The 26452-nt window shown below is 62.7% G+C and carries 26 protein-coding genes; 15 read left to right on the top strand and 11 right to left on the bottom strand.

Annotated features, from left to right (window positions below; translation table 11 throughout):
• The first annotated feature begins 1 nt into the window (after position 1).
• The 3 genes from K6753_RS06135 to K6753_RS06125 all read left to right on the top strand — a co-directional run bounded on the left by K6753_RS06135 (position 2) and on the right by K6753_RS06125 (position 2498).
• Positions 2–388 carry a hypothetical protein gene (locus K6753_RS06135; RefSeq protein ID WP_223675350.1) on the top strand — a complete coding sequence of 129 codons (387 nt, stop codon included), beginning with the start codon at positions 2–4 and terminating at the stop codon, positions 386–388.
• A 182-nt stretch (positions 389–570) separates the two neighbouring features.
• On the top strand, positions 571–1296 hold the full coding sequence (aqpZ, locus tag K6753_RS06130; protein WP_223675349.1) for an aquaporin Z: 726 nt from the start codon (positions 571–573) through the stop codon (positions 1294–1296).
• Positions 1297–1385: 89 nt separating this feature from the next.
• Positions 1386–2498, top strand: coding sequence for an HAD family hydrolase (locus tag K6753_RS06125; protein WP_223675347.1), 1113 nt, complete (start codon positions 1386–1388; stop codon positions 2496–2498).
• A 462-nt stretch (positions 2499–2960) separates the two neighbouring features.
• Here the strand turns inward: K6753_RS06125 and K6753_RS14820 are convergent, their stop codons facing one another.
• Positions 2961–3212, bottom strand: a complete 252-nt coding sequence (locus K6753_RS14820) for an H-NS histone family protein (protein ID WP_425492083.1) — start codon at positions 3210–3212, stop codon at positions 2961–2963.
• A gap of 473 nt (positions 3213–3685) precedes the next feature.
• Between K6753_RS14820 and K6753_RS06115 the strand changes: the two genes are divergently transcribed.
• Positions 3686–4054 carry a hypothetical protein gene (locus tag K6753_RS06115; RefSeq protein ID WP_223675344.1) on the top strand — a complete coding sequence of 123 codons (369 nt, stop codon included), beginning with the start codon at positions 3686–3688 and terminating at the stop codon, positions 4052–4054.
• A gap of 79 nt (positions 4055–4133) precedes the next feature.
• Positions 4134–4670, top strand: coding sequence for a hypothetical protein (locus tag K6753_RS06110; protein WP_223675342.1), 537 nt, complete (start codon positions 4134–4136; stop codon positions 4668–4670).
• Positions 4671–5421: 751 nt separating this feature from the next.
• Here K6753_RS06110 and K6753_RS06105 read toward each other — a convergent pair.
• Complete coding sequence (locus K6753_RS06105; protein ID WP_223675341.1) at positions 5422–6405, bottom strand: RDD family protein; 984 nt, start codon at positions 6403–6405, stop codon at positions 5422–5424.
• A 686-nt stretch (positions 6406–7091) separates the two neighbouring features.
• Here K6753_RS06105 and K6753_RS06100 point away from each other — a divergent pair.
• The 8 genes from K6753_RS06100 (at position 7092) to K6753_RS06065 (ending at position 14092) form a co-directional block, all read left to right on the top strand.
• Positions 7092–7469 (top strand): hypothetical protein, encoded by a 378-nt coding sequence (locus K6753_RS06100; protein WP_223675340.1) that lies wholly within the window; start codon positions 7092–7094, stop codon positions 7467–7469.
• Positions 7470–7544: 75 nt separating this feature from the next.
• The gene (locus K6753_RS06095; protein ID WP_223675339.1) at positions 7545–8138 is read left to right on the top strand and encodes a hypothetical protein; all 594 of its coding nucleotides are present in this window, start codon (positions 7545–7547) and stop codon (positions 8136–8138) included.
• A gap of 65 nt (positions 8139–8203) precedes the next feature.
• Positions 8204–9082 carry a DUF2971 domain-containing protein gene (locus K6753_RS06090; RefSeq protein ID WP_223675338.1) on the top strand — a complete coding sequence of 293 codons (879 nt, stop codon included), beginning with the start codon at positions 8204–8206 and terminating at the stop codon, positions 9080–9082.
• A gap of 98 nt (positions 9083–9180) precedes the next feature.
• A complete protein-coding gene (locus tag K6753_RS06085) occupies positions 9181–9567 on the top strand; it encodes a hypothetical protein (RefSeq protein ID WP_223675337.1) in 387 nt (128 codons plus the stop codon).
• A gap of 69 nt (positions 9568–9636) precedes the next feature.
• On the top strand, positions 9637–10248 hold the full coding sequence (locus tag K6753_RS06080; protein WP_223675336.1) for a hypothetical protein: 612 nt from the start codon (positions 9637–9639) through the stop codon (positions 10246–10248).
• 341 nt (positions 10249–10589) lie between these two features.
• Entirely contained in the window at positions 10590–11246 is a 657-nt protein-coding gene (locus tag K6753_RS06075) for a hypothetical protein (RefSeq protein WP_223675335.1), read from the top strand.
• 233 nt (positions 11247–11479) lie between these two features.
• On the top strand, positions 11480–13123 hold the full coding sequence (locus K6753_RS06070) for a hypothetical protein (protein ID WP_223675334.1): 1644 nt from the start codon (positions 11480–11482) through the stop codon (positions 13121–13123).
• A gap of 15 nt (positions 13124–13138) precedes the next feature.
• Positions 13139–14092: an ATP-binding protein gene (locus K6753_RS06065; RefSeq protein ID WP_223675333.1), complete on the top strand. Its 954-nt coding sequence runs from the start codon at positions 13139–13141 to the stop codon at positions 14090–14092.
• 69 nt (positions 14093–14161) lie between these two features.
• Here the strand turns inward: K6753_RS06065 and K6753_RS06060 are convergent, their stop codons facing one another.
• Positions 14162–14923, bottom strand: coding sequence for a hypothetical protein (locus K6753_RS06060; protein WP_223675331.1), 762 nt, complete (start codon positions 14921–14923; stop codon positions 14162–14164).
• Between the two features lie 90 nt (positions 14924–15013).
• Here K6753_RS06060 and K6753_RS06055 point away from each other — a divergent pair, with 90 nt between their 5' ends.
• Complete coding sequence (locus K6753_RS06055; RefSeq protein WP_223675330.1) at positions 15014–15346, top strand: helix-turn-helix domain-containing protein; 333 nt, start codon at positions 15014–15016, stop codon at positions 15344–15346.
• 398 nt (positions 15347–15744) lie between these two features.
• On the top strand, positions 15745–16890 hold the full coding sequence (locus K6753_RS06050; RefSeq protein ID WP_051464349.1) for a hypothetical protein: 1146 nt from the start codon (positions 15745–15747) through the stop codon (positions 16888–16890).
• A 35-nt stretch (positions 16891–16925) separates the two neighbouring features.
• On the opposite strand, the gene K6753_RS06045 is transcribed toward K6753_RS06050, so the two are convergent.
• From K6753_RS06045 to K6753_RS06010, 8 genes are all read right to left on the bottom strand, one after another.
• Complete coding sequence (locus K6753_RS06045) at positions 16926–18029, bottom strand: acetate/propionate family kinase (protein WP_162797638.1); 1104 nt, start codon at positions 18027–18029, stop codon at positions 16926–16928.
• Positions 18030–18048: 19 nt separating this feature from the next.
• Entirely contained in the window at positions 18049–20121 is a 2073-nt protein-coding gene (locus tag K6753_RS06040; protein WP_223675328.1) for a heavy metal translocating P-type ATPase, read from the bottom strand.
• Between the two features lie 313 nt (positions 20122–20434).
• Positions 20435–21082, bottom strand: a complete 648-nt coding sequence (locus K6753_RS06035) for a DUF6629 family protein (RefSeq protein WP_223675326.1) — start codon at positions 21080–21082, stop codon at positions 20435–20437.
• Between the two features lie 12 nt (positions 21083–21094).
• Positions 21095–22288, bottom strand: coding sequence for a cyclopropane fatty acyl phospholipid synthase (gene cfa, locus K6753_RS06030; protein ID WP_223675324.1), 1194 nt, complete (start codon positions 22286–22288; stop codon positions 21095–21097).
• A gap of 2 nt (positions 22289–22290) precedes the next feature.
• Positions 22291–23475, bottom strand: coding sequence for an MFS transporter (locus K6753_RS06025; RefSeq protein WP_223675322.1), 1185 nt, complete (start codon positions 23473–23475; stop codon positions 22291–22293).
• A complete protein-coding gene (locus tag K6753_RS06020; protein WP_223675321.1) occupies positions 23475–24332 on the bottom strand; it encodes an alpha/beta fold hydrolase in 858 nt (285 codons plus the stop codon). Before K6753_RS06020 ends, K6753_RS06025 begins: the two co-directional genes overlap by 1 nt.
• A complete protein-coding gene (locus tag K6753_RS06015) occupies positions 24329–24811 on the bottom strand; it encodes a hypothetical protein (protein ID WP_223675320.1) in 483 nt (160 codons plus the stop codon). Before K6753_RS06015 ends, K6753_RS06020 begins: the two co-directional genes overlap by 4 nt.
• A 35-nt stretch (positions 24812–24846) precedes the next feature.
• Positions 24847–26436, bottom strand: coding sequence for an ABC1 kinase family protein (locus K6753_RS06010; RefSeq protein ID WP_223675319.1), 1590 nt, complete (start codon positions 26434–26436; stop codon positions 24847–24849).
• Positions 26437–26452: the final 16 nt, after the last annotated feature.

The following is a 26452-nucleotide window of genomic DNA, read 5'->3' as shown; positions in this document are numbered from 1 at the left end:
TATGCATGACTCCCTCCGCCTCATCCGAGCGTGCCTGGCGACGACGGCACTGTTGCTCGCTGGCGATGCCCTGGCGCAGGCCTCCAACAAGTGGCGCCTCCAGGTCCACGGCGGCGCCGACAGCGATGGCGTGGTGGTGCTGCAAGCGACCCCGGACGGCCTGCCGCCACAGGAGGTGACGGTGCGGATCGCAGCGGGCACGCGGGAGAACAACGTGGCGCGGGCCATACGTGACGCATTGCGCGGGCAGTGGGGCGCCGCCTACCACGTGGAAACCGACGACGGCGAGGACGTACTCGTCAAGAAGCGTCGGGGTGCCCCGGATTTCGCGCTGCGCGTGTCGAGCGAGACGGTGCGCGGCATGCGCATCACGCTGGACCGGGAGTAGGGGATTAACGATGGCATGCGGCGCAACCTTGCAACCCTTTGCACTGGAGCCGTCGCATCGCCCAGGTGGAGCCGGGGCAACCGGGCGGGCCGACAACCGATCCGTGACCGCGTGGCGCCGCGACCGGCCAGAAACCCCGGGGCGGGTCCACGCCATGCAATCGCAACGACGGGAGTGACACCATGTTCAAGAAGCTGTGCGCGGAATTCCTGGGTACCGCTTGGCTGGTATTGGGCGGTTGTGGAAGCGCGGTCCTGGCGGCGGGGTTTCCCGAGCTGGGGATCGGCTTCGTGGGCGTGTCGCTCGCATTCGGCCTGACCGTGCTGACGGCGGCCTACGCCTTGGGGCCGATCTCGGGCGGCCACTTCAATCCAGCGGTCTCCCTGGGCCTGTGGGCCGGCGGTCGCTTTCCAGCTTCCGGACTGCCCGGCTACATCGTGGCGCAGGTGCTGGGCGGCATCACCGGCGCGGCGGTGCTGTTCGTCGTGGCCAGCGGCCAGGCCGAGTTCAGCACCGCGGGCGGATTCGCCTCCAACGGGTATGCCGAGCACTCGCCGGGTGGTTACACGCTGATGGCCGCGCTGGTGGCCGAGTTCGTGCTGACTTTCATGTTCCTGATCGTGATCCTCGGAGTGACGCACCAGCGGGCCCCCGTGGGTTTCGCCGGGCTGGCGATCGGCATGGCGCTGGTGCTGATCCACCTGATCAGCATCCCCGTCACCAACACCTCGGTGAACCCCGCGCGCAGCACGGGCCCCGCGCTGTTCGTCGGTGGCTGGGCGATCCAGCAGCTGTGGCTGTTCTGGCTGGCTCCGATTGCCGGTGCCATCGCGGCCGGTGCGGCGAACCGTGCGCTCTTCGAGCATCTGGACGACAAGCCACCGGTGACGGGTCGACCCGCGCCGTAGTGATGGGGTGATCGCCGCGGACCGGGATGGATTCACGGGAATCGCCGGACTACGGGACCACCGGACCACCCGACGTCGGAGTGCAGACGATGACCGCAGACGCCAAGTACGGACTATGGGGTGCCATGAACTTCTGCACCGCGTGCGGACGCACGACGGCGAGTGCCGGCGACGTGCGACCACAGGGTCACGGGCCAAGGACGCGCGCGGCCCGTTGGTGGCTGGCGACACTGCTGGTGTGCGTGCTGTCGATGCATGCGAGCACCGCGGTGGCCGCCGACCCCTTGCCGTCCTGGCGCGACCGTGCGTCCAGGCAGGCGATCGTCGCGTTTGTCGAGAAGGTGACCGCGCGTGGCTCCGGCGAGTACGTCGAGGAAGCCGAGCGAATCGCGGTATTCGACAACGACGGCACCTTGTGGAGCGAGGCACCGATGCCGGTGCAGATGGACTTCGTCCTCCACGAGCTCAAGCGCCGCGCGCCGCAGGAGCCCGAACTGGCGTCCGATCCGATGGTGCAGGCGGCGTTGGCGGGTGACTTCGATGCATTGATGGCCGGCCAATCCCACGCCGGCCTGTTGCGCGTGTTGCAGTTGACGCATACGGGGATGACGACGGACGACTTCAGGCGCCGGGTGCGCGCATGGGCGGCGCAGTACCGGCACCCGCGGTTCGGTGCCGGCCTGGCGGCGGTCACGTACACGCCGATGCGCGAGTTGCTCGACTATCTGCGCAACAACGGGTTCACGACCTACATCGTGTCGGGTGGCGGCGCCGATTTCATGCGCGCCTTCGCGCAAGAGCTCTATGGAGTTCCGCCCGAGCAGGTGATCGGCTCCACCACGGATACAGAGTTCGTCCTGGCCGATGGCGTGGCCGCGCTCAGGAAGACCTCCGAGCGCATGTTCATCGACGACAAGCTGGCCAAGCCGGTCGGCATCCACGAGCGGATCGGTCGTCGTCCCGTCATGGCCGTGGGAAACAGCGACGGCGACCAGGCCATGCTGGAGTACACCACCCTGGGCAACCCGCACCCGAGCCTCGGCGTGCTGGTCCACCACACCGATGCCCGGCGCGAGTACGCCTACGACGCCAGCCCACCGGTGAGCGGCCGGCTCGCCAACGCGTTGGCCGTCGCGCCGTCGCGCGGTTGGATCGTGGTGGACATGGCCGCAGACTGGTCCAACGTCCTGCACCCTCACTGAAGCGCGCAGGGGCGAGCCAGGAGATGAATGCGGATGGGTGCCACGCCGCCAGATGACAAGCGCGCCGGGTTGGTCGGACTTCCCAGCGCTAGCCGTCCACAGTGTGGAGACCGGCCGCAGCGGTGGTAAGCGGGGCTTATCGCGGGTAGACCGGAGGGCAGGGCGGCCGTCCACGCGCTCGACGACGGGGGCGGACTGTGGCCCTCGGAGTGCAGCTTTCGGGGTGGGGTGGGGGATGGGGACGCGGCCAGACCCAGGGTGTCGGGTACCGCTCGAGGAAGGCGAGGGGATGCCCCTCGTCCGGCGCCCCGGGAGAGGCTGTTAGGACGGGCTTCGGCGCGAGTTATACCGAGTTTAGCGACCTTATCGGATTTCGATAAACTCACTAAACTCGATATAAATGGCCTCGGATGCCGCCCCGCAGGGCGTCCTGGAGCCCTCGACGCCGGCGACCGCCGGCACTCAGGTTCGCTTGACCACCGACCGCTGGCCGATCCGGTGGCTTGATTTCGCAGTAGGCCGGGCGAGGCCCGGGATGAGGAAGTCGGTCACGCTGTGACCGCGCTTCACCTTATCCGCCAACCAGCGCGGCATGCGCCCGCGGCCCGACCACGTATGCCGCCTGTTCCCTGGATCACGGTACTTCGGAGCGGCCCGAGCACGCGACTGTGGCTTTGAGCGTCTGGTAGGGGTGGAAGGGGCCTTTGCATCCATTAGCTCCTCGATTTGGTAGCCCTGTGACGCGGCAAGTGCGATCAGCTCTCGGCGTACGACCGCCATAGGCCTACGACGCGCGAGCAGCCTCTTGCGATGCTCGGCGGCGGCCAGTATTGAATTAAGCTCGCGCAGGTTAAGCGCGCTGACATCGATCTTCATGGGCGGCGAGCCTCAGTCCAGCGCGCCACCCTGTCAAGAAGTGCTTTGGACGCCTGTGGCGATGACCGCCAGTTCTTAGTACTGTGCGACGAGGTCAGCTAACGACCCAAAGCGGATTTGGCTCGCGATCTTGGACAGGTGGATCGGGCTGCTCCACCTAGCGCCAATCCGTCATTGTTTCCTCATACTGGTGATCCAATAGCTACAAGAGCGTTGCGGCAGAAGGCTTTCGGACATGTCTGCCAGAGCGCTGTAATGTCCAACGGAACCAGTTCCATTTATTAGGTAGTTGGACTCCACTGGAGGCTTCAATGAGGTTCGTTCTCGCATTGCTGGTAGGTGTCCTCGTCGGATGCGTTTCCACCCAAATGAAGAGCTATGTGGGTCAAGACATTCGCGAGGTGATGCTTGTTAGCGGCCAACCCATTGCCGCCATGGATATGGGCAGCGGTGTCCGAGCGTTCCAGTTCATGTGGGGTGGCTCGCCCAAGACTGCGATAATTACGAGCTCCAGTAGCCAAGTTGATTCAACCGACTGGCTTGGTCGTACGGCTATCACTTCCAATGGCAGCTCCATGATCAGCAATGGCTGTGTGATCTCATACCTGACAGAGTGGAATGAAAGTACGCAGGGTTGGGTTGTGACCGGATATCGCTATCCAAAGCAGTTGGTTTGCTAGACGGGGTGGTGTCTAGGAGTTCATTCAAGCTGAACCCGCTTCGCGGGTCGGCTTAACTCAGGCGTTAGGCGGCGTACGCATGCTATCGAATGATCTCAAGCCCATTGGATTCAATACGTGGGAAAAGGAGGAATGGGAGCAATATCGTACGAGGCTCGAGTTGCCGGACCATGAAGCAACACTGGAGTTTTACAGGCAGGTGGTTTACGACCACTTCGAGCACTTCAATGAGCATTACCCGGACTTTGTCTTGGAGGCTTACGATTTCTTCATCGAGTACATGACGGCCCAGGAGGCGTACGAGCAGATTAAGTATTTCCTCGACAAGCCCATGACGGATTGGGGAACGCAGTACGATCACTTTAAGACGCGGAACCAGGACTATCTGATCTATCAGAGGATGTCCAAGGACCTTACCCCGCCTTTCCCCCCGGTTCTTATCCATTCAACCTTGCTTATCGATGACGGCTGGCGCGTATATGGGCGTGAGATCCACTTGATTGAAGGCACCCATCGGGTAAGCTACTTGCGTCGGATGCTTGAGTTGGGAGAGATTGCGCCCGACAGCATTCACAAGTTTGTTGTACTTAGGCCGCGTTCCTCGGGCGCCACTTAACAATTCATTCAAGCCGAACCCGCTTCGCGGGTCGACTTAATTCTGGTGTTAGCTTTTGAAAGAGAGTTACCGAACGCTTTTGGGTGAAGCAGTTGCGAGGTCGTTGGCGTTGGGCCTAATTCAAGCCGACGACGATTTCTCCTTCAGCGTAAGCGAGATTGATAAGAGAGCAATCTTTGGCCATCTGGACGAGTTCACTCAGTTCCTTTACTCAATTGGATTGTCCAGCTCTCGAGCGCTTAGCGGAAACTGCGTTCACGTCCACGATCTTCTGCAGAGTTTCCTGCAACGCTGCGGGGTGCGATCCCATATGACCATCGGCAGCATGCACGGGCAGGGCTGGGATTATTGCTCTAGAACTATGGATCAACTTGTGGCCGAGCTGCGACATCCTGATCACAGCCGAGAAATTCCGGTGCATACTTGGCTAACGCTAGATGATGCGTCTGTCTTGGACTGGACCGGCCAAGCGTGGTACGACACCCAAGTCAATGAAGACCACCCTGTTGAATCGTGCCTAGTCTATTTTGCGCAAGGTATTCAAGACGGGACTCACTACTACAGGCCAGTGTTTATAGGTCGCGAATACCTCTCTAGGACAGGAAGCATTCGCCGTGCGCTCACAAGCTAACAATTCGTTCAAGTCGACGCCGCTTCGCGGCGCGGCTTAACTCAAGTGTCGAGGGTCGATGTCCGCTTCTGGCCGATAGCAGACATCCGAGGAAGGCCTCGTCAGTATGAGCTACGCAGCTTACTTCGCACTCTCCGGAGTCGATGCGCCGCCACCGGCTGCCAAGGCGTCCGGCGCAAATTGGTAGCTCTTCGCGCGCCAAGAGGAAGAGATGCCCAAGTCGTACCCGTACACAAGCGTGACGTGGATGGCCGACATGGCACCGGCCTTCTTGTCTTTAGCGAGAATCACCTCGGCAATGTGCTCTGCGAACGCGCCATCATTGACACGCTCTTCGGCCAGGTTCACCTGCGCCACCACCGACTCGACATTTGGGCTCCCGCTGCGGAACGCCGTGTTGTGGGTCAGCTGCGCGTGCTGGACTCCGTGCAGGGCATTTATGGCTTCATAGGCCAGCAACAGATCCTTGAAGGAGTTGCTCTGCGCCAAGCGTCCGGTGAGCGCGGGCACGGCAGTCGCTGCGGCCAAGAGCACAGCAACCACAGCCAAATGCACCCGCCAAACCGGTACCGGCCTGACCATAGCGACCGGCGTCTGCGCAGTAACCACCGAACTGCCGACTACCAAGTCATGCAGTGAACGGCGGCCGCGACGGTTGAATACATACAAGTACAGAATTGAGAGCATTCCGCCGAAGATCACGAGCGATAGAACATAGCCCATAGGTGAGAACAACATCTCTGCATCGAACGGCGCCCCGTTGAGGAAAAAGGGGATTCCCAGCACCGAGTAGCGCAGCAGTGATTGGGGCAATGAAAGCAGTGATCCGTTTCTGCCGACCACCCGCACCCCCAGTAGGCGCTTGCCCAGCGTCTGCCCTTGGCACAGTGCACTGTTCATCACGCCGAAGAACGCCAGTGCGACGATGAAGCCGATCACCCGTCCGTAGCCGCCCATCCGCGCGAACTCGTCGAACAGCGCCCAGCCCGCCAACGCACCGATGATGCCCAACACCAGCGCATCGACAACGAACGCGATCGACCGCCGCCAGAAACCGGCAGCGCCAGGCTCCGAAACCGGAGCTTCCCCAGTGCTCAATTCCATGTGTCCCCGTCTTGGTCTTTCCCCGTCGCCGATGATGCCACGGCCCCGAACCGGGGACGCTGCCCGGGATGCAAATCGACTTGGGCGCACTGACAACTGCGCGACTACCAGACCGGCGACCTTTCGCGACTGGTGTCTGACGCAGCGCGGGGACGGTTAGAGGCTGGTAGGGGCTCCACGCGGACTCCCATATCCCGCCGGCACCAGACCATGTGGGTGCTCTTGGATGGGCTTGGTCGTGGAGGGCCGCTTCCGACCCAAAGCGGACGTCGGCCCTGTCCTACAGCAAGGCGAGCGGGCTTGAAAGCGCCGGTCGGCTCGGGCTGGTAGTGTTCGGCACTGGGGGTGTTAGCCGTCGCTGGCGCTGGGGAATTCAGCTAGCCACCGGGGCAGTAACGCCTAACAAATCCTTCAAGCCGACGCCGCTTCGCGGCTCGGCTCAATTCTGGTGTTACGCGACATGGGAAAATTGCGTGCGCTCCTAGTCTGGCTTCTCAGAGCTTGGCCTCTAATCGTCATTTGCGTTGTTTTTTGCTGTGCATCTTCTTCTATTAGGTTATTTTCCAGGGAGCTCGCAACGCATAAATCTAGCGGCGTCTCTTTTGTCTCAGATGCTGGGTGGTCTACTTGTCCTTCACTCAGTTAACTCGGCGATCGGGTTAGTCAGAAAAGGATCGCTACTGACAATGTTCGCCAAGTACCTTTGCGAATTTCCGCTATTCAAACGCAGCGTGGCAATTTCTGCATTCGGATCGGGCTCCATCGCAATTACTGGAGAAGCCAAATTCCATGTAACAAGGAAGCCCAGGACAGTTGAAGAACGTCTCGACTACCTTCAAGATCAGATTGCTGAGGTGCGCCAAGAGATCTCCGAAGAGATCAAGAAAATGCAGGTGCAAATTGAGCGCGTAGACAAAGACGCAGCTACAGGAATTGCAGATAACGCGCGAGACATCAGGAGCATTCGGGAGACATTGGAGAAGTCGGCAACGGGGGGTGTGAAGCAGCAGGTCTTCGGCGTCCTTCTCGTCCTTTACGGTAGCATCGCTGCCTATGTCACCTAACAGTTTAGTCGAGACGAGCCCGCTTCGCGGATCGCCTTAATTCTGGTGTTATATGGCGCGAGAGGGGCGCTGCTCATGAAGCAACAGATTAGCGATCGGTTTGACCGCAACATTAGTCGTGTTCGAAATCTTGTTTCAATCTACCGCACGCAACTATCGGGAGCCGGCCGTGGCAGGCGGGGTCACGAAAAGACGGACGTATTGCGAGCAGCGGTTGTCCTCCTCCACGCCTCAATGGAAGACGTACTAAGAAGCCTCGCCTACTGGAAACTGCCCGCCGCGGCACCGGAAGTGTTAGCCGAAATTCCTCTGAAGGGAAGCGCCGCGATTAAGTTTACGCTCGGTTCGTTGTCCGCCTTTAGAGGCAGTACGGTGGAAGACGTGATTAAAGCGTCGATCGATTCTAGTCTTGAACGTTCAAACTATAACAACACAACGGAAGTAATCTCTTTGCTGCAGTCTCTCTCGGTAGACACCGCACCTCTAGCGGGCCACATGGCTGAGCTTGAGAAGACCATGAAGCGCCGCCACAAGATCGTGCATCGCGCCGACGAGAATGAGAACCCGGGCAGAGGACGCTTCCAGGTGGAGCCAATCTCGCCGGCAACGGTCGATGCATGGGCTTCGAACACGGAGACCTTCGTCCAAGCCGTGCTCGTCCAGGTCTAGGAGTGCCATATAGCAATCCTTTCAAGCCGACGCTGCTTCGCAGGGCGGCTTAACTCAGGCGTGAGATGGCCTTGAAGATGCGCGACACACCAAAGTCCCTATTTAAGTACTTCGGCCCTGACCGCTTGGACGTGTTGCTAACGCGGAAGATGCGTTTCACTCCTCTGGGCGAGTTCAACGATCCATTTGAGGGGAGACCGCACCTCCAGGGCTTGGCGACGGCAGAGCGTACGCTTGGCTCATTTGAGGAGCTTCTTCTTCCTGAGCTGCTCGATACCTATAGCAGACAGCCCCCAGAATTTCGGGCCGCCATATCCCAGACTAAGTTCCTCAATCGGATGGTTCCAGCCATGCGGCAGAGCTATCCCGTTCTGCAGAAAGCGCTTGAGGCAGGAGTCAAGGAGGCCCTTGAAGGGCTGCCACAAAAATGGGACTCCTACATCGGAGCCCTATGCCTCTCCGAGGTATGCGACAGCTTGCTCATGTGGGCACATTACGCGGCGAGCCATACCGGGTTCGTTCTAGAATTTGATGCGCATCACCCATTTTTTCACGCGCAACGATCTGAGAATGACGAGTGCCGCCACATACGCCGGGTACTCTATCGAGACGCCCGTCCTTCTGGGGTTCTGCTTGATCTTGAAGTGTCCGACATGTTCCTCGTAAAGAGCACGCAGTGGTCCTACGAGCGTGAGTGGCGCATGTTCATGGCGCTTACGGAGGCGAACGACATAGCTAATTCAGGCTCGTCAAAGATTTACCTCTTCGAGGTTCCTCCGGATGCCATTATCGGAGTTGTCCTTGGCGCTCGGGCGTCGGTGCAGCTAAAAGAGGAAGCGCGTGGAATGATTCAAGACCAGAGCGAACTCCAGCACGTCAGGATCAAGTCTTGCTATCCAGATCCTAGAGAGTTCGTCTTGCGGGTTCGCGAGAGCGCCATCTGACAATTCGCACAGGCCATCGCCGCTTCGCGGCGCGTCTTAACTCAGGTGTTAGCACCAAAGGAGGTCAAGTGGCACGTCCTGCGAACAGAACCCAGCTAATGGAGCGCTTCGGCGCAGTCCAGGTCAATCACGTCTGGAGCTGGTGCGCTGTTAATGAGTCGGAACGAGCAGTCTACCTCAGCGTTTGGACCGACCATGTGGAGAAGGTGGATGGTGAAACCACTTACACGCTCCAGGGTCCCGAATGGGGCATGGACGAGTCCGGCTGCAAGACGCCTGCTCGCAAGGACCACGACGAGAAGCTTGCGCTGGTGCTCAATCAGGGCTATTCGGCTTATGGATACTTCATTGAAGCAAAGGACCGAGCTGCGGTTCCCCGCGAGATTGCGGATATCCGCACATCGTTCGTGATGGAAATGCGCGTGCTGAAATCGCCGGATGGCTGGGTCACAGGCACCCCGATTCGGCGAGTGGAAGTTCGCTAGGTGGGGCCTAACAATTCGTCCAAGCCGACGCCGCTTCGCGGCGCGGCTTAACTCAGGTGTTGGCTTGTTATGGAAAGTCTTACGCTCCTCACCCTTGAACAGCTGATAGCCACCATCGGCGGATACACGTTGATTGTCGGCGGCCTCGCTGCATTCCTGGGCCGCGTCTGGGTTCTACGTATCGTTGAGCGCGAAAAATTCGCATTGCAGCGTCAGCTAGACCAGAACAACAAGGCGCTTCAGGCCGACTTGGACCGCAGCCTCCATGTCACAAAGACGCAGTTCGATGCAGAATTTTCCATCTACAAAGAGATCTGGTCTTGCCTCGTCGACTTCCGAATGAAGGCGCTTCGGATACGTCCTTTAGTCGATTTTGTTGACCTTCAAGAGACTCAAGAGCAGCGCCTGAGAAAGCGGCTCCAGGAATTCGGCCCCGCTTTCGGCGAACTGCGCGACCTGGTGGAGAAGAACAAGCCTTTCTATGCCTTCGCAGTTTATGGACATCTCCAGAAAGTCATCGATCTGTGCTATGGCGAATCGGTGGATGCCGAGCACTCGGATCGTTCGTCACGCGACTATTGGAAGGAAGCTAAGGCGAACCGTGAAGCGATTCTCGCAGCAGTCGATGAGACATGCGAAGAGATCAGGGCGCGGATCAGCGCAGTCATCGTAACCGGCTAACAATTCGTCCAAGCTGACGCTGCTTCGCGGCGCGGCCTACTCAGGTATTGAAGGTCGATGTCCGCTTCTGGCCGAAAGCAGAACTTGACTACCGACCCTCGCTGCGGGGGCAAGACGCCCTGACGTCCTCCCCTGAGTAGGACCGACCGAAACTGGAAAATTCGGCGTTAGGGGTTGAGGGCGAACCGGGCCGCGAACTCGACTGTGTCCGCTTTCACAATCGCAGTACGATGGAAAGCGAACAAAAACAGCTAGTTAGGATTCTGGGGGTACGGATTTGCAGTTGACGGAGTGGACAGAATTGTGTATCCCATTCTACGTGTCTAAACGAGGGCACGCTGGTGGTCGAGGCTGGTCCACAGTTTAACCCGCGAAAGATCGGCGGCGCTGAGTTCCGCCGCTCGAATGTCTTCGTGGCGTGGTCGGCCAAGAGCAATCGTCACGTCCACCTGATAGGCCCGAGCCAGTACGACGCGTGGCTGTTGATCGAGTTCGATCCCGATATTGCCTGGTTCTGCGAGCGACCTCCTATCTTCATCGATCTGCTACCCCTAGAGGGCAAGCGGCGCGCTCTAGACTTCTGGCTGAAGCGGCAATCAGGCCGGCAAGCCGGTGTCGTGTTGTACGACATAAGGTCGACCCGCGATAAGGCTCTTAGCCCCGACCTCCTGAAGCGGTCGATCGAAGGATCCAAGTTGACATGCGAGGTATGGCAGGCTGCCGATCTGCAAAGTCGAGCCACGTACGTCCGGAACCTAAAACAGCTGCAACCTTTCGTCGCCATGGAGCACAGTTCGGACGAGGAAATTGAAGTTGCTGTGGTGGCTCACCTGAAAAAGGTTCGGACGGCTAGTTGGTCGGAGTTGACCAGATTGTTTGCGTCTCGATTTGAGGGATACGTCAACACGGAACTAGCTCGTCTCATCCACCGTGGGCTGGTGAAAGCCGATCTATATGAACACCCGTTAGCGTCTACTACGGTGCTGCGTCTCCCATGAGCATAGCGGAGCGACTGGCCCTCGCACCCGAGTTGCGGGACACGAGCAACTGGGATCGGCCTCGTGATTCGGACGTACCTGAAGATTCCGTCAGAGAATATCATAGAAGAAAGAATAGCCTGACAGCGTACTTGAACGGCGCCTCCTTCGCGACTATCAAGAGGGACTATGGCTACAGTAAGAGTCAAGTCTACAGGATGCTAAATCGATGCTTGGCGACACGACCAAGCGGCGTGATGTACGGCTTTTTTGCGCTCATTCCCGGATTGACGATCTCCGCTTACAAGCGCACGGCACCCGTTAACCCCAAGTTCGCAGGACAGCGAAGGGGCTTTGCAGGGGCCTTTATGCATCTGTTGGCGGAGCACGAGGAATTGTACGGCTACGTCGAAAAACATGTTCGTAAAGCGGCAGGGAGATCTTCATCTGTTCTTGCCAAGGCAATCCGTGTCGAATTTCTCAAGAAGTGCGCGAAGTTCCGCGCCCCGAATCAGTATCCCTTCAATACTGAAGACCAAGGTGCCCGCGCTCTAGTTCGGTTTATCGAGCGAATGCGACAGGAGCAATGCGCAATCGAAGCTAGCGCTGAGGGCGAAGCCGCCCTGGAGCAGCCGCTCACGGGGCAGCCATCGGGTGCGCAGCAGTTGCGCCCATTCGAGGAGATAGAGCATGACGGTCACAATGGGGATTTCTATTTTGTCATTAAGACTCCCGGCCTGCGGGGAGAATGGATTTACACGACACCCATGCGACTGTGGCTCCTGATAGCTGTCGATCGAGCAAGTCGAGCGATTCTGGGTTATTCGTATCGACTGGGAAGTACCAACTACCCGGCGATCTCTGTAATGCGTTCTTTCGCTCATGCACTCGTTCCGTGGGAGCCAAAGGCTCTAACGCTGCCGCATCTCAGGTACAAAGACGGCGCAGGCTTTCCATCGGGCGTTGCCCCTCAAGCTAGAGGTCGACTCATAGATCTCGTCTGCTTAGACGGAGCTAAAGCTAATACTGCGAATTTCACGATGGGCGGACTGACCACGGCGATCGGCGCTACCGTAAATTATGGCCGCGTGCGATTTCCAATTGCGCGCCCATTCGTAGAGCGATTGAATCAAACACTCGAGACGCATGGATTTCGACGACTTCCGATAGGCTTCGATCCTAAAGCTCCAGCAGAAGAAAGAAAGCGCGCTTTGAAAGCCGCCAGCGAGCACGCGGTGACCATCGAAGAGCTTGAGCAAATCATCGACGTGATGCTCGCAAACTACAATTCCGATCCGCACGAGAGTTTAGTGAACCGCAGTCCCAACGAGTATATTCGGATGTGGGACGACCACGCGGCTTCACCGTTAAGACGCGTCGCTAACCCGGAGGAGTTGGCACGAAGATTGCTTCGAGTTGAGTTGATTAAGACAATTAGAGGTGGCGGAAGCTCGCACCGCGCGCCGTACGTTGAGCTATGGGGTGCTCGTTACACAAATGACGTGCTGCGAAAGGTGACCGATTCGATAGGCAAGAAGGTGCGTCTCGTTGTCGATGTGGACGGAGACATCCGACTGGTACGTGCCTACCTGAGGAGAGGCGGGAAAGAGTTCCCGCTAGGAATTCTAAAGGCAGGACCGCCATGGCATTTGACTCCCCACACTCTCGAGCAACGACAGATCGTGCGTCGCGCCAGAAGAACAGGGAAGCTTGTTGCCAAGCCTGGAAGCGACATGCTTCAGACGTTTAAAGAGATTCAGCAGCGTGAGGCAGAAGATCGCAAGTCAGCTACGAACCAACTCGTCAAAGCTGGAAGGATCGGGGAGCCTCAGAAGCTCAACCGAGAACTAGATGCTAAGGCGCGAGTACCAGAGAAGAATTGGATCAAGATCAAGTAGCGCGGAGGGCTTGTTATGCATCCGGTGGAGCTCGATACTTATGTCATGCCAACCAATGCGTTGGAGAATTTCATCAACGTGGTCGTCGGCTGGATTAATTCAAACGTAGTCGGCGCCCTCGTACCTGGGTTGCAACGGATAGGAAAGAGCTGGGCGGTAGATTATTTCGCATCGAATTACCGACAGTGGCTCGGGAACTCCGTTGGCGTGGTTTCGGCGGAAGTTCTTTTTCACAAGGCCGGTATCTCCGAAGGGGCCTTCTGGGGAGATTTGCTTAGTTCAATGGGGCGTCCAACTACGAAGCGCAGCCCTGAGGACAGGCGGAAATTGTTTGTGGGTCGTTTGGTCGAGGTGGGAGCGCGTTCCGAGAAGAAGAAGGTCGTTATTTTCCTTGACGAGGCGCAGTTGCTAGACGATGCCCTCTTCAAGCTGCTGATTGGGGTTCACAACGAGTTATGGCGCACATATCGTATAAAGTGCGTTTGGATCCTCGTGGGTCAGCCTGAGCTCGATACAATAGTTACTACCTTCATCTCCGAAGGTAAGAGGCAGATTGTCGGCCGCTTCATGGCTGACACGTACGCGTTTCAGCCGCTTACCGGCATCACGGACTTTAAGGCTGCGGTGGATTGTTACGACCTGCACCTGCATTACCCCGCCGGCGGCCCGTCGTTCACGGCGCACTTCGCGCCTTTGCCTTGGGAGGCGGGCTACCGATTGTCCTCCGACGCACAGATGATCTATGAACGCATCGTTCAAGCCCGCTTGGATAACGGACTGCCTGAGGGTCAGGGAATGACCATGCAGGGCTTTACGACGTTATTGAATTCCATTCTGATAAACCTGCTTCCCAATCTGCAGGTAGGGGATAAGTTGCAAGACAAAGACGTCGACCAATCAATTGTTGCGACGAACTGCATGATTTTCGAGCAACAAGAGGCGTTGTTGGCGACTGCATCAGTGCATTGACCTCCTCCTGGGAGTTCGTGAGGTGCTTAGCCCGAATTTGCAGTGCGGTGTGCTGCGATCGCTCTGACCTCAACTTATGCTTGGGCGCTCTCTCAGCAGCGACTCCTCCAGTGTGGGAACAGACCAAAACGAGTCTTGCAATCCGCTAATGCCATAGGCAAAGCCGCGGGACAGTGCGGTATCCGGCCTGGGTTCTCGGGGTACAAAGGAGCAGTTGGTCCACCCGCCTTTGCTGACACCGCGTGCGCGCTTGACCAGTTCCTCAGCGATTGCCCGCCGGATGAGTTCGTCGGTTCGCTGCCACTGCAGCGCCAAGGAAGCCCCGTGCCTCACTGACGCCCATCCGCAATAGCGCCACTGACCAATGCTCAATCCTTGAACACAAGAGAACGCGCGCCCGACATCCAGGGCCCACTCCCCAGGAAAGCGGTGTCGAATCAATTGCGATGCCAGAAACCGCTCGGCCTCTGCTCGACCTAGGTTTTGCCACAGCCGTATGACCGCACCACCCGTTAGCGGCTGTAAGGCTACCTCCGCAAAGTAGTCCTCCAGGGCTTCTCCCAGTCGCGAGGGCTCGTACACATCCCACATCAGTCGCCACTGAAAGCCTTCAATCGGGGTGGTGCGGGTGTCGGACGCAACCGTCCATCTCCGCAGGCCTTCCGGAGCTCCAATGATCCCGAGGCGACCTAGATCATCCAGCAGCGCGATCGTCAGGTCCACGGAAGGCGCCACCGGGATGCGTTCGGTCTGGGCCGCCAGCAGGGCCCACAGCTGCAGGCTGGCGACAGGGCCCAGTTCTTCAAGGGAGCGCGGAGTGGACGCGCGCATCAAATGGGCCTGTAGGTTGAGGGGGCACTAAGAATAACTTAGTATGCAAGCCGCGAAAACTTCGCCAATCTGTCGCCCATGGGGGGCACAGTGGCGAAACAGGCAGCACCACCTTCGGTTTTTGCGCGGCGGCTGGCCGAGGCCCGGCAGCGGGCGGGCCTGTCGCAACGCGATCTGGGGTTGCTTGCCGGCATGGAGCCGTCCGTGGCCTCTCCCCGCATCAACCAGTACGAGCATGGCAAGCACGAGCCCCGGGGCGAGACGCTCCAGCGACTGGCCGAGGCCTTGGGCGTGCCTGCGGCGTATCTGCTTACGGACGACGAGTTGCTGGCCCGGCTCCTGCTCCAGTGGAAGGACCTCACCGTGCGCCAAAAGAAGCAGGTGCTCAAGGATGTGGAGGCGGCCCTGGCCGCCAAGGGCTGACCAGCGGGCAGGGCGCCGACATGCCAGAGCAGCACGTGCGATGCCCGCGATTTCGACCGGTACCCGCGATAAGGGGCCGTTATCGAGGGTGGGCGGGCTGGATTGCCAACCCGAGCGGATGTTCAGTTGGGGCATCACGCCCTACCTCTGTCTTCTTCGAGAAGCGGCGCTTGTCCTGAGAGCAGATAACATGACTGCTGGGCGGGATCGATGCAGCAGCGCAGCAACCAGGCTGCGTCGAGGCGTAAACCTAGGGAGCCCCAAGAATGGCTGGCCAGTCAGGCTGCAATATCAACTGTGCCACTTCAGTGGGTGCCTCGCTCAACCAGCGGTGTGCATGCGAAGTAGTCGACGTCTTGCGGCTGCACGAGTCGATCCGGGCCGCCTTCTCGGAGTCCATGTCTGACCCGGCCGTTCACGCACATCTGTTCTCTCGGTACGCCCTGTTCGTCGACCGTGCGGCGTTGGACGCCATGGGGCGAGTCGCGGCGGCGCTCTTCGAAGTTGCAGAGAATCCACGATACCGCGAGCGCGTCCTGCAATGGGCCCCCGACATCGCAACCCATTACCCGGGTTCGGCGGGTGGCGTCCTGGGGCTGGACTTTCACCTGACCGTCGACGGCCCGCGGTTGATCGAGGTCAACACCAATCCAGGCGGGCTGCTCCTCAATGCCGTGCTGCTCGATGCCGTGAGATCTTGCGCGCCGGCTGCGTGGACCACCTGGACCACGGCGACGGAGGCCCATAGCGCGGCTGTAGCCGCCTGGCTTGACGATGCCCGGCAGCAGTCGGGCCGCGCGCCGTCCCGTGTGGCCATCGTGGACAGCGCCCCGCGGGAGCAGTTCCTCTACCCCGAGTTCGAGCTGTACGCGGACGCATTCCGGGAGCACGGCGTGGACTGCGTGATACGCGCGCCCGAGGATCTGAGGTTCGGCCCGGAGGGGCTTGCAGATGCCGACGGCCCGATCGACATGGTCTACAACCGGTTGACCGATTTCGCGCTTGAGGAAGCTTCGCATGCGGACCTTCGTCAGGCTTATCTCGCAGGGGACGTCGCACTCACCCCGCATCCGCGTGCGCACGCGCTGTTCGCCGACAAGCGCAACCTGGCGGTGCTTGGAGACGCGGCTTTGCTCGGCGGGTTTGGGGTCGATGCGGGTTCGACAGCCCTGCTGGCCGAGGTGATCCCGACAACGGTTGAAGTCGTCCCCCGAAACCGGGATGCACTGTGGGCAGCACGCAACGGCTACTTCTTCAAGCCTGCAGCAGGGTTCGGCAGCCGTGGCAGCTATCGGGGCGACAAGCTCACGCGGCGAACGTGGGAGTCGATGGCGTCGGCGACCTACATCGCACAGGCCTTCGCGCCACCGAGCATGCGGATCGTGCATGGGGGCCAGTCCCTCAAGGCGGATGTGCGCTGCTTCGCGTCCGAGGCGGGTGTGCTGTTGTTCGCGGCCCGGCTTTATCAGGGCCAGACTACGAACATGCGCACCCCAGGTGGTGGATTCGCAGCGGTGCTCACGACGCCACTGATCGGCGAGTAATCCTGGCTGGGGCCGCCCTGGCGGTATGCCGTGGACTACAGCCAGGCCAATGCTGATTCGGCCAGCTCGCGTTCCTCATCGATCGCGACGTTCCAGATGGCCGGCCCGCTCGCGGCATCGATCCGCGTGGCCCCAGCATCGTTGTCGTCAGGTGCCAGCGCCAGGCCAAGCCAGCCCAAGCGCGCGATGATCCGCGCCCGCAGACCCGGCGCGCGGTGGCCGATGCCGCCGGAAAAGACGACATGGTCGAGTCCGCCGATTCCCGTGGCCATGGCCGCGATGGACTGCGCGATCCGGACTGCGAAGAGGTCCACGGCAAGCTGGGCCTGCGGGCCCGGATCGGCAAGCAGCACGCGCATATCGCCGTGCCCGGCGATGCCGGCAAGACCTGCAGTGCGGGACAAACCGTCCTCAATCGCTTGCGCGTCCAGCCGTTCGTGCCTGAGCAGGTACAGCAACGCACCGGGATCGAGATCCCCGGAGCGGGTAGGGCTCGGGATTCCCCCCAGCGGAGTGAGCGCCATGGTGGTGTCGCGGCTCCGACCGTCCTCGACGGCGCAGACGCTGCAACCACCCCCCAGATGCGCGAAGACGGCGCGGCTCCGCAGGATTCCGGCGTCCTGGCTGGCCACGACTCGCAGTGCAGAGGCGAAGGCGAGTCCGTGGAAACCGTAGCGGCGGACGCCCAGCGCATCCCATGCTTCGGGGATGGGCAGGCGCTGGCTCCAGGGTGCGAGTGTCACGTGGAAGTCCGTGTCGAAGGCCACGCCCTGGCGGGCTTGCGGCCAACGCAGGCGCGCGGCACGCGCGAACGCGAGGGCGACCGGCTGGTGCAAGGGTGCGAATGGCACCAAGGCATCCAGTTTCGCAAGTACATCTTCGTCGAGCTCGCTGGCGTTGCGCAGGTCGCCGCCATGTACGATTCGGTGGACCACCACGTCGGGGCCGGGCGCCGGTATCGACAATATTTCGAGCAGGGTGGCAAGTCGCTCTTGCGCATCCGCGCCGACGGCAATCTCGGCCCGGGAGCGCTCCACGACGCGTGGCTGCGCGCCTGGCCCCTCAGCGTGCAACAGATAGCACGCGCCCTTGAGGGTGGACGAGCCAACGTTGAGTGCCAGAAGCCGGCGCGTGGTCATAGGTGTCGCCAGTTCATGTTCATGGGGACCGTACCGCCCGGCGCAACAGCTGCGCATTGATCGCCACCACGATGGTGCTCAGCGACATGAGCACTGCACCAAGCGCGGGTTGCAGCATGATCCCCCATGCAGCGAGAACGCCGGCAGCGAGCGGGATGGCGACGATGTTGTACCCGGCGGCCCACCACAGGTTCTGGATCATCTTGCGATAGGTCGCCTTGCTCAATGCAATGATCGCAGGGACGTCGCGCGGGTCGCTGCGCACAAGTACGACGTCGCCAGCCTCGACCGCGACATCCGTCCCTGTGCCGATGGCGATGCCGACGTCGGCTGTGAGCAGCGCCGGCGCGTCATTGACGCCGTCGCCCACCATCGCGACGCGCTTCCCTTGGGCCTGCAGTTCCTCGATCTTTGCCACCTTGTCCTCTGGCAGGACCTCGGCGAAGACGGTGTCGATATTGAGCTCCTTCCCGACCGCATTGCCGACTGCGGTGGAATCACCAGTCAGCAGCACAACCTCCAGTCCGTTGTCGTGCAGACGCTTGACCGCATCGAACGATTCGGGACGGATGGCGTCAGCGATCGCGAACACGGCGAGCACCCGGTCGCCTTCCACCAGATAGGTTGCAGACTGCCCGTCAGCTGCCGCTGATTCGGCGGCCCGGCGAAGCGTCTCCGGCGGCTCAACCGCGAGCATTCTCAGGAGCGCTGGCCCGCCAACGTGAAGCAAGCGCTCCTCGACGACTGCGCGTACGCCGCGCCCCGGCATGGACTTGAAGTCCTGCGACATCGGAACGTCGATGCCACGTTCATTTGCGCTGGTCATCAATGCCTGCGCGATAGGATGCTCGGCATCGCGCTGGACGGACGCAGCCACGCGAAGCACCTCGTCGTCGGTGAATCCCTCGGCGGCGGTGGTCTTCACGACGCGGTGCGAACCAAGGGTGAGCGTGCCTGTCTTGTCGAACACGACCGTGTTCAGCAGACGGGCCTCTTCGAGGCCGCGTCGATCGCGCACGAGAAGACCGTTCCGAGCGCCAATCGTGGTCGAGATGGCGGTCACCAGCGGGATGGCCAGGCCCAGCGCATGGGGGCAGGCGATCACGAGCACGGTCACTACGCGCTCGATCGTAAAGCTCCACGGTCGACCGAGGAGTGGCCAGACGATGGCGGTGACGGCGGCGGAGACGATGGCGATGATCGTGAGGTAGAACGCCGCCCGGTCGGCCAGGGCCTGGGCTCGCGAGCGCGACGTTTGGGCCTGCTCGACGAGCCGCATGATGCCCGCGAGCGCGGTCTCGTCGCCGGTCCCTGTCACTTCGACACGCAGCGAGCCCTGTCCGTTGACGGTACCGGCGATTACGCGGTCGCCCGCCGCCTTGTCCATCGGCTTGGACTCACCGGTGATCATCGCTTCGTTGACGGCGCTGGTCCCTTCCTTCACGACGCCGTCGGCGGGGATGCTCGCGCCAGGTCTGATGAGCAGCAGGTCACCCCGTGTCAGCTCTGCGACTGGGACTTCCTTCGTGGTACCGGACTCATCCAACCGCACCGCCATGTCCGGCAGCAGCTTCGCCAGCTCCTTGAGAGCGCCCTGTGCCTGGTTGATCGAACGCATCTCGATCCAGTGGCCAAGCAGCATGATGGCCACCAGCGTCGCCAGCTCCCACCACAGGTCCAATCCCTCGACAACGCCGAGCGTGACCAGCGCGCTGTAAAGGAAGGCAACGGTGATCGCCAGCGAGATCAGCGTCATCATGCCCGGCAGGCGATTTCGCAGCTCGTGGTATCCGCCGCGGAGGAACGGCCAGCCGCCGTAGAAGTACACGATCGTGCCGAACACCGCCGGGATGAAGGCCGATCCCGGGAACCGTGGTGCGGTGTAGTCGAACCAGTGCTGGATCATCCCGCTCCAGACCACGGTGGGGGTGGTCAGCAGCAGCGTGAGCCAGAACTTGTCGCGGAAGCTCGCCACACTGTGGCCGGCATGCTTATCGTGCCCGGCATGGACGTCGCCATCGGCGCCCTTGGTGGGATGCGGCGGTCCCTCGCCATGCGCCTGATGATTGTGTTGATGGTGGTGTTGTTTCATGGATCTTTTCTCAAGGCCGCACTGATTCAATGATGCATCACCGGTGAGATGGATTAACCGGCGGACCGACTTCGCGCTCTCCGAATCAGCGTGCGCACGCCCAGCACCGCTTGACGTGCAAAGCCGGTGTCTGTTGATCGGCCAGGCTCTGCCGGGCGCCAGACGACGTCGGTGCGCACTCGGGGCTCTGGATTTGCGGCGATGCTCAAGGCCCACTAGCGATGAGCATGGGTTATCCACAGGACAGATCGGCCGAACGCCATGGCCGTCATTGGCCAGGGTCAACCACGTCGGGTCATGTCCATACGCCCGGTCAGACGGCGTGGCGAGCCGCGGTCCGGCGCGACGCCAGCGCGATGTAGACCATGACGCTGAGCAAGGCGGCATAGAAGCACCAGACCGAGATGAACCAGCGCGCATACACCAGATAGGTGAACCCCGCCGATGCCAGTGCCAGCACGCCGAACCAGCGGATCACCGGCTGGCTCGACATGCCCAGCCCGACCGTCGTCGCGGCAAGGTACAGCGTCAGCGATATCGGCAGGAAGAAGTGTGGCGATCGGTACGCGAGGTGGCCTCCGGTGGGGACCACCTCGATCGGCGTGGCGACCATGCCGAAGAGCAGGAACAGGGCGCTCAGAAAGCCCGCGACACCAAGCAGCGCCAACACGTGGCGCCGCCACGGCACAGGCTCCAGTGCACGCACCGCCCAGGGGATGAAGACGGGCCAGACCAGGTGGGAGAAGACCGAATAGACCTGTGTTGCCCAGGCGCGCAGGGTGGGTGCGTCCCACGGGTAACTCATCCATACCAGGCCTTCCGTCGCCTGCTGGGCAGCGAACAGGAGCGGGATCAGGGCGAACATGCGTTCGCCGGGCGTGTGCGCGGCCCGCAGCGCAAGCACGCCGATGCCGGTGAGTGCGACGCTGGCGGTGAAACTGGCCGTGGCGGAAAAGCACATGGTGACCTCCTGTCAGCGGGGCGCGACGTAGCCGCCTGGCACGCCGTCGCGGGAAAGGACAAGCTGCCAGAGTTGCGCGTTGCGGCTGCGGAACGCGGCCATGCTGGCGTGCAGGTAATAGCGCCACATGCGGCGGAAACGTTCGTCGTAGCGGGCCGGCAACCGTGACCAGGCAGCTTCGATGTTGCGGCGCCAGGCCTGCAGCGTCCGGTCGTAGTCGGCACCGAAGTTGTGCCAATCCTCGTGCACGAACAGACCCTCGCTCGCGGCCGTTATCTGAGCCGCTGAGGGCAGCATCGAATTGGGAAAGATGTAGCGCTCGATCCATGGGTCGGTGCGGTCGGTCGACCGGTTGGTGCCGATCGTGTGCAGCAGCGTGAGGCCATGCGGCCGCAGGCAGCGGTGCACGGTTTCGAAGTAGGCGCGGTAGTTGCGTACGCCCACGTGCTCGAACATGCCGACGGAAAACACTCGGTCGAACTCGCCTCCCACATCGTGGTAGTCCTGCACGCGGATCTCGACGGGAAACCCGGCACAACGCTCGCGCGCGAAGTCCGCCTGCTCCCTGGAGATGGTCAGGCCCACACCGCTGACGCCGTAGTGCTCGGCGAAGTGGCGCAGGGCCTCGCCCCAGCCGCAGCCGATGTCGAGCACACGCATGCCCGGCGCGAGCTGCAGCTTGCGCGCGATCAGGTCGAGCTTGGCGACCTGTGCGGCGTCGAGCTCGGTCGCCTCGCTCCAGTACGCGCAGCTGTAGACCAGGCGCGCGCCGAGCATGGCGCGGTAGAGATCGTTGCCCAGGTCGTAATGGCGCTCGCCGACCTCGAAGGCGCGCCGGCCGCGCTGGCGATTGAACAGCCGCGCACGCAGGGCGTGCCAGCGGTCGGCCCAGCCGATGACGGCCTCATCCAGCCGCGCACGCAGCAGGCGCGTGAGCATCTGGTCCAGCGCCTCGCAGTCCCAGGCGCCATCCATGTAGGCCTCGCCGAGCGCGAGCGAGCCGTTCCGCAGCAGGCGGGGAAACACGCCGGGATCGTGGACGCGCATGTCCCAGGGGCGCGGCCCGTCGACAAGCACGTCGGCGCGTGCAAGGACAGTGGCGACGGCCGCCTGGCCAGGGACCGGACGGCGCGTCGGCGGCGTGGCATGGGGGACGTTGCCGGGCGGCGCAGCGCGGTCGGCAGCAGGAAGAGTGGTCTGGGACATGGTCATCGCTCCTGAGTCGATACGGAAAGTGGAAGCCCGGCCGGTGCGCGGCGTCGTGCAAGCGCGAGCATGGCCGCGGCAAGCAGGATCAAGAGGAGGGTGGCCAGCACAATCTTTCCGGCAAGGGTGACGGCGAACGCGAAACCGCCGGCAAGACTGCCAAGCGCCTGGCCGGCACCCGTGAACGAAGCGCGCCACCCCAGGCTGGTGGCCTCGGCGGCCCCCGCGGCTCGGGAGGTCCAGTAGACGAGCGCCGGCTGCAGCACGCCGCTACCTGCCGCCACGAGGACCAGGCCGAGCGCACCCGGCCACCTGCCGCCGAGCCAGGCGAGCAATGCGAGGCCGGCAGCGGTGGCGACAAACGAGGGCGCCACCCAGTTGAATGCGCGCAACGGGTCGTGACGCGGACGGAACACGAGCGACTGGGCGAGCAGCATCACCACGCCGCAGCCGGTGAACATGAAGCCGAGTTCGCGCGCCGACAGACCATCCGCGCCCCCCTGCGTCGCAAGTCCCACTTCATAGACACTCATTGCCGCAGCCGCCAGTGCGGCCAGCAGAAGCAGCACGACGACGTCGCGATGGCGCGTGGGCGAACCCGGACCGGCCACGACGATGGTGGCTGACCCGGTCGCCGGCCGCTGCGCCGCGGCTGCCAGCACGAGCACGGCGGCGCCGACCAGGACCGGGCCGACCAGGCTGTCGTCAGCCGCTACAACGCCGCCCACGCCCGGGCCGAACAAACTGCCGACCAGCGCGGCGCGGGTCAGGTCCGACAGGCGCTGCGAGCGGTCGCCCTCGCTGCCAGCGGCGCGCGAAGCGGCGGTCTGCAGGGCCGGGAGTGCGGCGCCTGCGAAGATGCCCTGCAGGCCGCGCGCCAACAGCAGCACCGTCGTTTCCGAAGACCAGAGGAGCATGATCATCGCCGCGGCCTGGCCGAGCAGGCTGAAGCGCACGAGCAGGTGTGCCGGGAGTTGTCGACAGACCCGTACCCAGATCGGTGCCGTCACCACCATGGCGGCGCTGTAGACCGCCATCAACTCGGCGATCGCGCGCGCCGGCGAAGGCGACGAAGCCACCACCGTGGGCAGGACCGGCAGCACCACGCCGTAGGCGAGCGCGACCGCTGCGCTCGCCGCCAACCCCGGCCGCGCGCTCGCGATGCCGACGGGTTCGCGTCCGGCCATCACGCGATCGCCTCGGCGCGGACGGCTTCCGGCCGCACCGCTTCGCAGAGGGCGTCGATTACCCCATGGCAGGCGCCCGGATCGCGCAGCCACGGATGATGGTCGGCATCCAGCGTCACATGGCGCCAGCGCGGGAAACGCGCCGCCAGCTCGGTCACGCGCGCAGGCGGTGCCGTCGCATCACGCAGGCCGTGCACACACGTCACCGGCAGGTCCGGTGGCAGAGCGGCCGCGTCGCCCCGCACGTCGTGCTGGTAGAGCACCTCCCACAGTGACGTGGTGGACGAGGCCATGTTGTGCAGCACCAGGTCGCGCGCGACTTCGGCCGGAACGTTGCGCACCAGGTAAGGCAGCCAACGGCCCGCCACGCGGCGAGTGACCAGGCACGCGAGCGCGGTCGCCAGCATGTTCGTGTAGACCCAGCCACCGCGCTGACTGGCGAACCATTCGATCGCGCCAGCGCGCGAGCCGTAGTCGGGCAGGCTGAACAAGCACAGCGCCTGGACCCGGTCGGGGTGGCGCGCGGCCAAGGCGAGCGCCAGCGCCGCGCCGAGCGAATGGCCGACGAGGACCCGCGGCGGGCCGGCCTGGAGGGTGCGTGCGAGCGCGTCGACGTGCCGCTCGACCGTGTAGCGGCACCAGGGCCGGGGCGAGTGCCCGAACCCGTAGAGATCGACCAGTTCGGTCTGCGCATGCCGGAACGCCGGTGCCACCGGCGTCGAGGTCCAGTAGCGCGTGGTGCCACCCAGGCCCGGCAGGAACGTCACCCGTAGCGACCCCCGGCCGAGAGACTCCACATGCAGGCGCTCGGGTCGATCGGGATGTGCCGGGTCGGCGAAGCCTGGCAGCGGGGTCATGGACCGTGCGCCAGCGTATAGGTGAAGCGGGCGACGATCGGCGCGGGCTCGCTAGGCACGCGCACGGTGGTGGTGAAGACGTAGCGCCCCGGGCTTGGCAGTACGAACACGGCGCCGTGGCTCATCGAGTCGTTGATCGTCATCGGCGCGAGCGTGCGGCTCACCGTCTGCCCGGCGATCGGCACGGTCGCCACGACCTGCACGTTTGTCGGACGCACCCCGTCGCGCATGCGCTCGACGACGACCAGCAGGTGATGTTCGCGCGCATAGTCCCCGCGCGGCAATCCGTGCGCGTCGCGCGGACCGGGGCTGTGGGTTCCGATCGAGGGCGCAGCAATCGCGCTGGGCACCATGCCGAAATACAGCGTGTATCCATCGATATGCTGGACTGGACCCGCCATGGGCGCCTCGGTGGCGGACGCGCTGCCGACGGCCAGGGACAGCATGCCGACGAGGGACAGGACAAGGCGACGTTTCATGGCGGTTCCTCCGGACATCAGTGGCGTTGTTGCGCTTACAGGTGGCCTGATCGCCCTATGGCAACGACGAGCCGCAGCGACAGGAGCGCTGCGCCGGCGAACGCGATGACGGACAGCCATGGCAGATGTCCGGCCAGCAGCGGACCGGTGCTGTGCAGGGCGAGCAGGGAGCCGCTGACGTAGAGGCCCAGGGTGACCAGGGCCAGCGCCAGCCGGTTGCCGGTGCGCGCGAGCGCCTCGTGCGTGGGAGCCAGGCCGTGGTGGTGCACCGAGAACGCGGGCCGTCCGTCGCTCAGCTGTGCCTGCCGCAACAGATCGGTGGCGATCTGCGGCAGCTGGCGGGCGGTGCGTGCCAGCCGCATCGCGAGCGGTCGGCCCGCGGGTCGGCTGGCGTCGACGATCGCCATGACGTCGGCTGCCCGCGCCGACAGCGTGCCCAGCAGGTCCATGTCCGGATCCAGTGCCCGCAGCGTGTTCTCGACCAAGAACAACGTGCGGATCAGGGCCAACAGGTGGGCGGGTAGCCGGAACCCAGCGCCCTGCCCAATGCGTGCCACGCGCCAGATCGCCTCGGCAATGGACCATTCCGCCAGCGGGCGGCTGGCCATCTCGGCCAGGATCAGGTGGATCTCTCGCACATGTGAGCGTCGCTCGACCTGTGGCGGGAAGAAACCCAGGGCGATTGCCGCATCCAGCACGCCCTCGGCGTCGTCGGCCGCGATGGCCTCGACCATGCCGCCAAGCGCGAGGCGGGATGCCGGGTCGAGCACGCCGATCGAGCCGAAGTCGTGCAGGCACAGGCGACCGTCGTCGAAGAAGAACAGGTTCCCCGGGTGCGGGTCGGCATGGAACACGCCGGCGCCGAAGAGCTGATGCACGTAGGCATCGAGCAGCGCGCTCGCCATCGCGGGAGCGGCCGCTGTCCCATAGGCGGCGTCCAGGCGGATGCCGTGGCTTCGATCCTGGACCAGCACGTCGCGGGTGGCGTACGGCTCGACGACGTGCGGCTGGGTGATGCCGGGCAGCGCATCAAGCACCCTGGCCATGCGACGCATGTTCTGTGCTTCGTGGCGCATGTCGATCTCGTCGCGCAGGAATGCGCCCAGTTCGTCGACGAGCTCGAGCGGGCGGTGCCGCGTGAGCGGCGGCCACAGCCACTGGGCCACGCGCACCGTGCGCCGCAGGAGCCGCAGGTCGGCCTGCACCTGGGCATGGATACCGGGGCGGGTGATCTTGACGACCACATCGCGACCATCCTGCATGCGCGCCGGATGGATCTGGGCCACCGACGCCGCGGCCAACGGCTTGTCATCGAAGCTTGCGAAGAGCGCGTCCACCGGCGCGCCGAACGCCTGTTCAACCATGCGTCTCGCCTCGTCCGCCGGAAACGCCGGCACGTCACTGTGCAAGCGTGACAACGCCTCGCGATAAGGCGCCGGCAGCAGGTCCCAGCGCAGGCTCAAGCCCTGGCCCAGCTTGACGAAGGTGGTTCCCAGTTCCACCAAGGTCGTGCTGATGTACGCGGGCAGTCGTTCGGGTGCGCGCCGGCGCAGGCGCAGCACGGCGACCCCGAGCTTCAGTCCGGCCCAGGCGATCTGCCCTCCGCGCCGCACCGTGCCCGCCATCAGCGCGCGGTCCTGG

This window comes from Novilysobacter selenitireducens (assembly GCF_020026895.1).
GTDB lineage: Bacteria > Pseudomonadota > Gammaproteobacteria > Xanthomonadales > Xanthomonadaceae > Lysobacter_C > Lysobacter_C selenitireducens.
Note: the sequence above shows the minus strand (reverse complement) of the source record. Positions and strands in the feature narration are given on the sequence as shown.